The sequence below is a fragment of the Streptomyces luomodiensis genome (assembly GCF_031679605.1).
GTDB classification, from domain to species: domain Bacteria; phylum Actinomycetota; class Actinomycetes; order Streptomycetales; family Streptomycetaceae; genus Streptomyces; species Streptomyces luomodiensis.
This window is the reverse complement of sequence record NZ_CP117522.1, coordinates 3,681,025-3,692,319: the sequence shown is the minus strand read 5'-3', so window position 1 is coordinate 3,692,319 and position 11,295 is coordinate 3,681,025. Positions and strand designations below refer to the sequence as shown.

Sequence of the window (11,295 nt, the reverse complement as noted above, 5' to 3'; positions counted from 1 at the left end):
CGTGATGACCGCCCACAGTTCTTCAACTGACCTCAGGAGGTGACGTTTCCGTGGCTAGCGCGAACGAAGAGAAGCTTCTCGACAATCTGAAGTGGGTGACCACTGAGCTGCGCCGGACCCGTCGCCGCCTGACCGAGGTGGAGGCGGACGCGCAGGAACCCATCGCGATCACCGCGATGAGCTGCCGTTTCCCCGGTGGCATCGGTTCGCCCGAGGACCTGTGGCAGCTGGTCGCGGAGGGCGGTGACGCCATTTCCGGATTCCCCGCCGACCGCGGCTGGAACATCGAGGGGCTGGCCGATCCGGACCCGGACCGCAAGGGCACCTTCTACAACAGCGGTGGCGGATTCCTCGACGGCGCCGCCGACTTCGACCCGGCGTTCTTCGGCATCTCGCCGCGCGAGGCCCTCGCCATGGACCCGCAGCAGCGGCTGCTGCTGGAGACGTCCTGGGAGGCGTTCGAGCGCGCGGGCATCGACCCGACGTCGGTCAAGGGCAGCCGCACCGGCGTGTACGTGGGCGCGTCGGCCATGGGCTACGGCTCCGGTCTCCAGGATGTCCCGGAGGAGCTGGAGGGCCTGCTGCTCACCGGCGGTGCCACCAGCGTGCTGTCCGGCCGTATCGCCTACACCTTCGGTCTGGAGGGCCCGGCCGCCACCATCGACACGGCGTGCTCGTCGTCGCTGGTCGCCCTGCACTGGGCGGCCCAGGCGCTGCGTCAGCGGGAATGTTCGCTCGCCCTGGTCGGCGGCGTCGCGGTGATGCCCACCCCGGATGTGTTCGTGGAGTTCAGCCGGCAGCGTGGCCTCGCCCCCGACGGCCGGTGCAAGTCCTTCGCGGCGTCGGCGGACGGCACCGGCTGGTCCGAGGGCGTCGGTGTGCTGCTGGTCGAGCGGCTCTCGGACGCGCGGAAGAACGGCCGCCCCGTGCTGGCGGTGGTGCGCGGCTCGGCCGTCAACCAGGACGGTGCGAGCAACGGCCTGACCGCGCCGAACGGCCCCTCCCAGCGGCGCGTCATCCGCCAGGCCCTGGAGAACGCCCGGCTGTCCGCCGCCGAAATCGACGTCGTGGAGGCGCACGGCACGGGGACGACACTGGGCGACCCCATCGAGGCACAGGCGCTGCTGGCCACCTACGGCCAGGAGCGGCCCGAGGGCCATCCGCTGTGGCTGGGTTCGCTCAAGTCCAACCTGGGCCACACCCAGGCGGCGGCGGGCGTCGCGGGTGTCATCAAGATGGTCATGGCGATACGCCACGGCGTCCTGCCCAAGACCCTGCACGTCGACCAGCCGTCCCCGACCGTCGACTGGTCGGCGGGCGAGGTGTCCCTGCTGACCGAGGCCCGGCCGTGGGACGAGACCGGCAGGCCGCGCCGGGCCGGTGTCTCGGCCTTCGGAGTGAGCGGCACCAACGCCCACACCATCCTGGAACAGGCCCCGGAGCCCGAGGAGTCCCCGTCCACGGGCGAGGACGGCACCACCGCGGCGGTCACCGCCGCCGTACTGCCGTGGACCCTGTCCGCCAGGAACGCGGCGGCGCTGCGCGACAACGCCCGGCGCCTGATCTCCCGGCTCGACCGTGAGCCCGCCCTCGGCACCGCCGACGTGGGCTACTCGCTGGCCACCGGCAGGGCGGCGCTGGAGCGCCGCGCGGTGGTCGTCGGCGAGGACCGTGCCGGGCTGGCCGCGGGCCTGGAGGCACTGGCGCGGGGGGAGTCCGCGCCGGAGCTGATCGAGGGCGCGGTCGTCGACGGCGAGGTGGCGTTCCTGTTCACCGGGCAGGGCAGCCAGCGGCTGGGGATGGGCCGTGAGCTGTACGACGCCTATCCGGTGTTCGCGGAGGCGCTGGACGCGGTGTGCGCGGAGCTGGACCCGCACCTCGAACGGCCGCTTCGGGACGTCCTGTTCGGTGATGACGCCGAGGCGCTGGACCGGACCGGGTTCACTCAGCCCGCGTTGTTCGCGGTCGAGGTGGCGCTGTTCCGGCTGGTGGAGGCGTGGGGTCTGCGGCCCGATTTCCTGTCGGGTCATTCGATCGGTGAGCTGGCGGCCGCGCATGTGGCGGGTGTGCTGTCGCTGGCGGACGCCGCGAAGCTGGTGGCGGCGCGTGGCCGTCTGATGCAGGAGCTTCCGGCCGGTGGCGCGATGGTCGCGGTGCAGGCGTCGGAGGACGAGGTGGCGCCGCTGCTGACCGAGCGGGTGAGCATCGCCGCCGTCAACGGGCCCACCTCTGTGGTCATCGCGGGTGACGAGGACGCGGCTCTGGAGATCGCCGCGTCGTTCGAGGCCCAGGGCCGTAAGACCAAGCGGCTGACGGTGAGCCACGCGTTCCACTCGCCGCGCATGGACGGGATGCTGGAGGCGTTCCGTCAGGTGGCGCGGGGGTTGTCGTACGAAGCTCCCAAGATTCCGATCGTGTCCAACCTGACCGGTGGCGTGGTCTCCGCCGAGGAGATCACCAGCGCCGACTTCTGGGTGCGCCACGTCCGCGAGGCCGTGCGCTTCCTCGACGGTGTGCGCACCCTGGAGACCAAGGGCGTCACCACCTTCATCGAGCTGGGCCCCGATGGCGTGCTCACCGCGATGGCGCAGGAGTGCCTGCTGGGTGAGGACGCGGTGTGCATCCCCGCCCTGCGCAAGGACCGTCGCGAGACCGGGGCGCTGACCACCGCCGTGGCGCGGGCGCATGTCCGTGGTGTGGCGGTGGACTGGGCCGGGTTCTTCGCCGGAACGGGTGCGCGCCGGGTGGACCTGCCGACGTACGCCTTCCAGCACGAGCGGTTCTGGCTGGAGCCGGGCGCGGCGTCCGTGGGCGATGTGGCGTCCGTGGGGCTGGAGCCGGCCGGGCATCCCCTGCTGGGTGCGGCGGTGCCGCTGGCGGAGTCCGATGGACTGGTGTTCACCGGCCGGCTGGGCGTGGACACCCATCCGTGGCTGGCCGACCATGTGGTGCAGGGCGTGGTGGTGCTGCCGGGCACGGCGTTCGTGGAGCTCGCCGTTCGCGCCGGCGACCAGGTCGGCTGCGACCTTCTCGACGAGCTGACCCTGCATGTCCCGCTGACGCTGCCCGCACACGGAGGCATCCGGCTTCAGGTCACGGTCGGCGCGGCGGACGGCGCCGGACAGCGGTCCGTCGCCGTCCTGTCCCGTGCGGAGGACGCTCCGGCCGAGGAGCCGTGGACGCGGCACGCCGACGGCGTGCTCGCCTCGGGCGCGCCCCGGCCGGCGTTCGCGATGACGGCGTGGCCGCCGCCGGGCGCCGAGGCGGTCGGGGTCGAGGAGCTGTACACGACCCTCGCCGACGCCGGTCTGCGGTACGGCCCGGTGTTCCAGGGGCTCACGGCCGCCTGGCGACACGGGGACGAACTCTTCGCCGAGGTCCGGCTGGACGAGTCCGCGGCGTCCGACGCGCAGGACTACGGGCTGCATCCGGCGCTGTTCGACTCCGCGCTGCACGTACTCGGCCTGCTCGGCCCGGCCGACGGTGCCGAGGGAGGGCTGCCGTTCGCCTGGAGCGGGGTGTCGGTGTACGCGAGCGGCGCCTCCGCGCTGCGGGTGCGTCTGGTGCTGCGGGGCACGGGCGCGGACGGTGTCCGGGTGGAGATCGCCGACTCGGCTGGCAGCCCGGTCGCCGTCGTGGACACGCTGGTCCTGCGCGCCGCTCCGGCCGAGCGGGCGCTGACCTGGCGGGCGGCGTACCACGAGTCGCTGTTCCGGCTGGACTGGGCCACGGTGCCGGTGCCCGCCGAGAAGTCCGGGGCCGGTGTGCCGTGGGCGGTACTGGGCTCCGGTGCGCCGGCCGCGCTCAGGGCCGGTGCCCCGGTCCACGCCGACCTGGCCGCGCTGAGCGACGCGGTGGAATCCGGGGGGACGGGGGCGCCCGAGTACGTTCTCGCGTACTTCGGCCCGGGGGACACCACCGAGGACGACGTGGCCGGTGCCACTCACTCCGCCGCGCGGGACGCGCTGGCTCTGGTGCAGGCGTGGCTCGCCGAGGAGCGGCTGGACACGTCCCGTCTGGTCCTGGTCACCCAGGGCGCGGTGACCACCGGGGGCGATGCCGGGGTCGATGACCTGGCGCGGTCCGCGGTGTGGGGTCTGGTGCGCTCGGCGCAGTCGGAGCGTCCGGACCGGCTGGTGCTGGTGGATGTGGATGGCACCGATGCCTCGTACGAGGCGCTGGGCGCCGCGCTGGCTTCGGGCGAGCCGCAGGTGGCACTGCGCCGCGGCACGGTCCACACGCCGCTGCTGGCGCGGGTGGCGTCGAAGGGCGCGATGGTGCCTCCGGCCGGGGAGCGGGCGTGGCGGCTGGACATCGAGGAAAGGAGCACGCTGGAGAACCTGACGCTGCTGCCGTGTCCTGAGGCGGCGGCGCCGTTGGAGGCCGGGCAGGTGCGGATCGAGGTCCGGGCCGCCGGTCTGAACTTCCGGGATGTGCTGAACGCGCTGGGGATGTACCCCGGCGATGCCCCTGTGATGGGCATCGAGGGCGCCGGTGTCGTGGTGGAAACCGGCCCCGGTGTCACCGATCTGGCCCCCGGCGACCGCGTCATGGGCATGTTGCCGGGTGCGTTCGGGCCGCTGGTGGTGGCGGACCGGCGCATGGTCGCCCCGATGCCGCTGGACTGGACGTTCGCCGAGGCGGCGTCGGTGCCGATCGTGTTCATGACGGCCTACTACGCGCTGCGCGACCTGGCGGACCTCCAGGGCGGGGAGTCGCTGCTGGTGCACGCCGCCGCCGGCGGTGTGGGCATGGCCGCCGTGCAGCTGGCCCGGCATTGGGGTGTGGACGTCTACGCCACCGCCAGCCAGGGCAAGTGGGACACGCTGCGTTCGCTGGGGCTGGCCGAGGACCGTATCGCCTCCTCCCGCGACCTGGCCTTCGAGTCGACGTTCCGCGAGGCCAGCGGCGGTCGCGGCGTCGATGTGGTGCTGGACTCGCTGGCCCGGGAGTTCGTGGACGCGTCGCTGCGGCTGCTGCCGCGCGGCGGCCGGTTCGTCGAGATGGGCAAGACCGATATCCGGGAGCCGGAGGAGGTGGCCGCCCAGTACCCCGGTGTCTCCTACCAGGCGTTCGACCTGTTCGACGCGGGTCTCGACCGTATCCAGGAAATGCTGTGCGAGCTGCTGGAGCTGTTCCGGCAGGGGGCGCTGCGGCCACTGCCGATCAGCGCCTGGGACGTGCGGCAGGCCCCGGAAGCGTTCCGGTACATGAGCCAGGCGCGGCACGTCGGCAAGGTCGTGCTGACCGTGCCCGCCCCGTGGAACCCGGACGGTACGGTACTGATCACCGGTGGCACCGGTGCCCTGGGCGGCCTGGTCGCCCGGCACGTGGTGACCGAACGCGGGGTGCGGCACCTGCTGCTCACCAGCCGCCGTGGTGAGCGGGCCACGGGCGCGGCCGAACTCGTCGCCGAGTTGCGTGCGCTGGGTGCCGAGGTGACGGTCGCCGCATGTGACGCGGCCGATCGCGAAGCGCTCGCCGAGGTGCTGGCCGCCATCCCCGCCGAGCATCCGCTGACGGCCGTGGTGCACACCGCCGGTGTGCTGGACGACGGTGTCATCGGTTCGCTGACGCCCGAGCGCGTCGAGCGCGTTCTGCGTCCGAAGGTGGATGCCGCGTGGAACCTCCATGAGCTGACGCGGGGCTCGGACCTGGCGTCGTTCGTCCTGTTCTCCGCCGTCTCGGGCCTGTTCGGCGGCCCCGGCCAGGGCAACTACGCCGCCGCCAACACGTTCCTGGACGCGCTGGCGGCGCGCCGCCGCGCCGAGGGGGCCCCGGCCCTCTCGCTCGCGTGGGGTCTGTGGGCGGGCTCCGGTATGGGCAGCGGCCTGAGCGAGGTGGACATCAGCCGGATGCGGCGCGCGGGGCTGCCGCCGCTGACCCCGGCGGAGGGCCTGGCCCTCCTGGACGCGGCGCTCGGCTCGGGCGAGGTGGCCACCGTCCCCATGCGGGTCGACGCCGTGGCGCTGCGCACCCAGGCCGCCGCGGGCACGCTCGCGCCGTTGCTGCGCGGGCTGGTGCGCGTTCCGGTACGGCGGGTGGCGGACAACACCGCGGGTGACGGCGTTTCCGGCCTGGCCGGGCGGCTGGCCGGGCTGAGCGCGGCCGAGCAGGACCGGCTGCTGCTGGATCTGGTCCGTACCCACGTCGCGGCGGTGCTCGGATACGCGGACCCGCAGGCCCTCGAGGAGGGCCGGGCGTTCAAGGACCTGGGCTTCGACTCCCTCACCGCCGTGGAACTGTCCAACCGCCTCCGCGAGGCGACCGGGCTGCGGCTGTCGCCGACGCTGGTCTTCGACTACCCGAACGCGGCGTCCCTCGCCGGCCATCTGCGCGGTGAGCTCGTCGGTGACGTGACCGACGCGATCACCCTCCACCACATGGCCACCTCGGCCGACGACGACCCGATCGCGATCGTCGCGATGAGCTGCCGTTTCCCCGGCGGCGTACGGTCGCCGGAGGAGCTGTGGCAGCTCCTGGTCTCCGGCGAGGACGCGATCACCGGCTTCCCCACCGACCGTGGCTGGGACCTGGCCAACCTCTACAGCGACGACCCGGACGCCGAAGGCACCACCTACACTCGCGAGGGCGGCTTCCTGCCCGATGTGGCCGACTTCGACGCGGCGTTCTTCGGCATCTCGCCGCGTGAGGCGCTCGCCATGGACCCGCAGCAGCGGCTGCTGCTGGAGACGTCCTGGGAGGCGTTCGAGCGGGCCGGGATCGACCCGGCGACGCTGCGCGGCAGCAGGACCGGTGTCTACATCGGTTCCAATGAACAGGACTACCTCACCCTGTTGCTGGACGAGTCACAGGGCCTCGAAGGACACCTCAGCACCGGCACCGCCTCCAGCGTGGCATCCGGCCGGCTGTCCTACGTCTTCGGTCTCGAAGGGCCCGCCCTCACCGTCGACACCGCGTGCTCGTCCTCACTGGTGGCCCTGCACCTGGCCGCGCAGGCGCTGCGCAACGGCGAGTGCTCGCTCGCCCTGGCGGGCGGCGTCACGGTCATGTCGACCCCGGGGGTCTTCCTGGAATTCAGCCGCCAGCGGGGGCTGGCCGCCGATGGCCGGATCAAGGCGTTCTCCGGTGACGCGGACGGGACCAACTGGGGTGAAGGCGTGGGCCTCTTCCTGGTGGAGCGGGTCTCCGACGCCCGGAAGAACGGGCATCCCGTCCTCGCCATCCTGCGGTCCACCGCCGTCAACCAGGATGGTGCGTCGAACGGTCTGACGGCGCCGAACGGCCCGTCCCAGCAGCGCGTCATCCGCCAGGCCCTCGCCAACGCGGCTCTGACGGCCGCGGACGTCGACGTCGTCGAGGCCCACGGCACGGGCACGTCGCTGGGTGACCCGATCGAGGCGCAGGCGCTGCTGGCGACGTACGGTCAGCAGCGGCCCGAAGACCGACCGCTGTGGCTGGGTTCGATGAAGTCCAACATCGGGCACACTCAGGCCGCCGCGGGTGCCGCGGGCGTCATGAAGATGGTTCTGGCGATGCGGCACGGCGTGCTGCCGCGGACGTTGCATGTCACCGAGCCGACCCCGCATGTGGACTGGTCGGTGGGCGACATCGAGCTGCTGACCGAGTCCCGGCCGTGGCCGGAGACCGGTCGTCCGCGCCGCGCCGGGGTGTCGTCGTTCGGCTTCAGCGGCACCAACTCGCACGCGATCATCGAGCAGGCCCCCGACGCGGTGACCGCCGGTGCCGCCGACGCCGCCGACTCCGTCGCACCGGAGCGGACCCTGCCCGTCCTCGCCTGGCCGGTTTCCGGCCGTACGGAGGACGCGCTACGGGCCCAGGCCGAGCGTCTGCGAGCCTTCCTGAACGGCCGGGCCGAGGGGACCCGCCCGCTCGACCTCGCGTACTCGCTGGCCACCTCCCGTTCTGCCCTGGAGTACCGGGCCGTGCTGCTCGGCCGGGACGGCGAACTCCCCGGCGAGCGGCTCGCGGCGCTGGCCGAGGGGCGCGGTGCGGCGGGGCTGGTCGAGGGCTCGGTGACGGCCGGCGGCGCAGTGGCGTTCCTGTTCACGGGGCAGGGGAGCCAGCGGCTGGGGATGGGGCGTGAGCTGTATGACGCCTATCCGGTGTTCGCGGAGGCGCTGGACGCGGTGTGCGACGAGCTGGACCCGCACCTCGAACGGCCGCTTCGGGAGGTCCTGTTCGGCGAGGACGCCGAGGCGCTGGACCGGACCGGGTTCACTCAGCCCGCGTTGTTCGCGGTGGAGGTGGCGCTGTTCCGGCTGGTCGAGGCGTGGGGTCTGAAGGCGGACTTCCTGTCGGGGCACTCCATCGGTGAGCTGGCCGCCGCGCATGTGGCGGGTGTGCTGTCGCTCGCGGACGCGGCGAAGCTGGTGGCGGCTCGTGGGCGGCTGATGCAGGAGCTTCCGGCGGGTGGCGCGATGGTCGCGGTGCAGGCGTCGGAGGACGAGGTGGCGCCGCTGCTGACCGAGCGGGTGAGCATCGCGGCCGTCAACGGTCCGGCCTCCGTGGTCATCGCGGGTGATGAGGACGCGGCTCTGGAGATCGCGGCCTCGTTCGAGGCCCAGGGCCGTAAGACCAAGCGGCTGACGGTGAGCCATGCGTTCCACTCGCCGCGTATGGACGGGATGCTGGACGCCTTCCGTGAGGTGGCCGAGGGGCTCACCTACGAGGCTCCGCGCATCCCGATCGTGTCCAACCTGACCGGTGCCGTGGTGTCCGCCGAGGAGATCACCAGCCCCGGCTTCTGGGTGCGCCACGTCCGCGAGGCCGTGCGCTTCCTCGACGGCGTCCGCACGCTCGAAGCACAGGGCGTCACCACCTACGTCGAGCTGGGCCCCGACGGTGTCCTCACCGCCATGGTCCAGGACTGCGTCACCGACGCCGAGGCGGCCGTCCTGGCGCCCGCCTGCCGCAACGGCCGCCCCGAGGCCGAGACCGTCACCGCCGCGCTCGCCCAGGCATACGTCCGGGGCGCCGAGGTGGACTGGGCCGCGTACTTCGCCGGGACCGGCGCGCACCGCGTCGACCTGCCGACGTACCCGTTCCAGCGCCGCCGGTACTGGCCGGACACCACCCCGGAGGCCGGAGCCCCGGCCGAGACCACCGTGGACGCGGTGGACGCCCGGTTCTGGGAAGCGGTGGAGCGCGAGGACTGGGAGGCGCTCGCCGGTGAACTGCGGGTCGAGGGCGACCAGCCGCTGAGCGCGGTGCTGCCCGCCCTGTCGTCGTGGCGCCGCACACAGCGCGAGCTGTCCGCCGCGGACGGCCACTTCTACCACGTGGTGTGGAAGCCGCGTCCGCGGAGCCGGGCGGGGGTCCCGGCCGGCACCTGGCTGGCCGTCGTTCCCGCGAGCCACGCCGACGACCCCCAGGTCGCCGCGGTGGCCGCCGGCCTGGCGGGGCGCGGCGTGCGGGTCGTACGTGTCGAGCTGGACGCCGCGGACACCGACCCCGCGACCGTGGCCGCCCGCCTCACGTCGGCGTCGGCCGGGGGCCAGGTGGACGGAGTGCTGTCGCTGCTGGCGCTGGACGAGCGGCCGCACCCGGAACATCCGGCGGTGCCGGTCGGCCTGGCGCTGACCGGTGCGCTGGCCGAGGCGCTGGCGCGGCAGGGCGACGACGCCACCGCGCGCCTGTGGTGCGTCACCCGGGGCGCGGTCTCGACCGGCGGCGCCGACCGGCTGGACAGCGTCGCCCAGGCCCAGGTGTGGGGCTTCGGCCGGGTCGTCGCCTTGGAGCAGCCCGCGCGCTGGGGTGGTCTGGTCGATCTGCCGGAGACGCTCAACGAACGCGCGCTGGACCGGCTCGCGGATGTGCTCGCCGGGTCCGACGACGAGGACCAGGTGGCGATCCGCGCCGCCGGGGTCTTCGTACGCCGTCTCGTACCGGCCGCACGCGACGCGGCGACCGCCTCCACCGAGACCTGGACACCGCGCGGCACCGTGCTGGTGACCGGTGGCACGGGCGCCCTGGGGCGGCATGTGGCCCGCTGGCTGGCACGGAACGGCGCGGAGCGGCTGGTGCTGCTCAGCCGCCGTGGCCCCGACGCCTCGGGCGCGGCCGAGATCGTGGCCGAACTGTCCGGCACCGACACCGCCGTGTCCGTCGAGGCGTGCGATGTGACCGACCGCGACGCGCTCGCGGGGCTCGTGGAGAAGCTGGCGGCCAACGGCACCCCGGTACGGGCCGTGGTGCACGCGGCCGGTGTCTCCCAGGAGCCCGGCACGGGCCGGGAACTCCCGGAGTTCGCCCGCATCGTGGCCGCCAAGACGGCCGGAGCGCACCATCTCGACGCCCTCTTCGGCGAGGACACCGAGCCGCTGGACGCCTTTGTGCTCTTCTCCTCGATCGCCGGGGTGTGGGGCAGTGGTGGCCAGGGCGCGTACGCGGCGGGCAACGCCTTCCTGGACGCGCTGGCCGAGCGGCGCCGCGCCCGTGGCCTGGTCGCCACCTCCGTGGCCTGGGGCCCGTGGGCGGACGGCGGTATGGCCGCCGAGGGCGACGCCGAGGAGCAGCTGCGCCGCCGCGGCCTGCCGCCGATGGCGCCGGATGTGAACATGGTCGCCTTCCAGCGGGCGCTCACCCGCCGGGAGACCGCGGTGACCGTGGCCGATGTCGACTGGGAGCGCTTCGCCCTGGCCTTCACCGCCGCCCGCCCCCGCCCGCTGATCGACGATGTGCCCCAGGTCGCCAACGCCCTGCGGGGCGGAACCGAGGGCGAGCGGGCGGACCGGGCGGCGGCCGATGGCGCGTCGGCGCTGCGTGAGCGGCTGACCGGGCTGGCCCCGGCAGACCGCAGGGACGCGGTACTGGAGGTGGTCCGCACCCATGTGGCCACCGCACTCGGCCATGCCTCCGCCGACGAGGTCGAGGCCGGACGCGCCTTCAAGGAGCTGGGCTTCGACTCGCTCACCGCGGTCGAACTGCGCACCCGGCTGGGCTCGGCCACCGGTCTCAGGCTGCCCGTGAGCCTGGTCTACGACTACCCGACACCGGCGGTGCTCGCCGAGCACCTGCTGACCGAACTGGTCCCGGACGGCCCGGGGCACGCCCCGGCCGATCTGGACACCGATCCGCAGGACGCCGAGCTGCGCCGCATCCTGACCACCCTCCCGATGAGCCGGATCCGGGAAGCCGGCCTGCTGGACACGCTGCTCCGGCTGGCCGAACCGCAAGCGGCCACCGCCGAGACCAGCCGCGTCGAAGACGACACCGAGTCCATCGACACCATGGACGTCCAGCACCTCATCGACATGGCGCTCGACCTCGACGGCCTCGACGGCAACGATTCCTGACGCGGACCCGAAGCAC

Annotated in this window: 1 protein-coding gene; it reads left to right on the top strand. The window is 73.5% G+C overall.

Translation table 11 applies throughout. The features are described 5' to 3' along the window. The first annotated feature begins 26 nt into the window (after nucleotides 1–26). Entirely contained in the window at nucleotides 27–11,279 is an 11,253-nt protein-coding gene (locus PS467_RS15495; RefSeq protein ID WP_432280744.1) for a type I polyketide synthase, read from the top strand. Nucleotides 11,280–11,295: the final 16 nt, after the last annotated feature.